We start from the raw sequence: 412 nt of genomic DNA, 5'->3' as shown, positions 1-412 counted from the left end.
AGACTCAAACACACCTCAGTCTGTTCTTATTACGGAGAACAGAGTTCAGTGTGCTGTTTCAATTTTCAGCTTGATCCAGATTTTTAAAGAGCAAATATCTCAAACGTCACCCGAAGGTAAGTTTTGAGATATTAAGGTCGGCGACTTTCACTCACAAACCAGCAAGTGGCGTCCCCTAGGGGATTCGAACCCCTGTTACCGCCGTGAAAGGGCGGTGTCCTGGGCCTCTAGACGAAGGGGACACTGAAGTCTCAATCGCAAGACGCCTTGCTATTTACTTTTCATCAGACAATCTGTGTGAGCACTTCAAAGAACGTTTCTTTAAGGTAAGGAGGTGATCCAACCGCAGGTTCCCCTACGGTTACCTTGTTACGACTTCACCCCAGTCATGAATCACAAAGTGGTAAGCGCC

Annotated in this window: 1 tRNA gene and 1 rRNA gene; both read right to left on the bottom strand. The window is 47.1% G+C overall.

What is annotated here, in order from left to right:
- Window positions 1-166: 166 nt before the first annotated feature.
- Window positions 167-242: transfer RNA gene (locus ACH1XZ_RS23215), tRNA-Glu, on the bottom strand.
- A gap of 85 nt (window positions 243-327) precedes the next feature.
- Window positions 328-412, bottom strand: a 16S ribosomal RNA gene (locus ACH1XZ_RS23210); the annotation flags it as partial.

This window comes from Kluyvera chengduensis (assembly GCF_044197065.1).
Taxonomy (GTDB): domain Bacteria; phylum Pseudomonadota; class Gammaproteobacteria; order Enterobacterales; family Enterobacteriaceae; genus Kluyvera; species Kluyvera ascorbata_C.
Note: the sequence above shows the minus strand (reverse complement) of the source record. Positions and strands in the feature narration are given on the sequence as shown.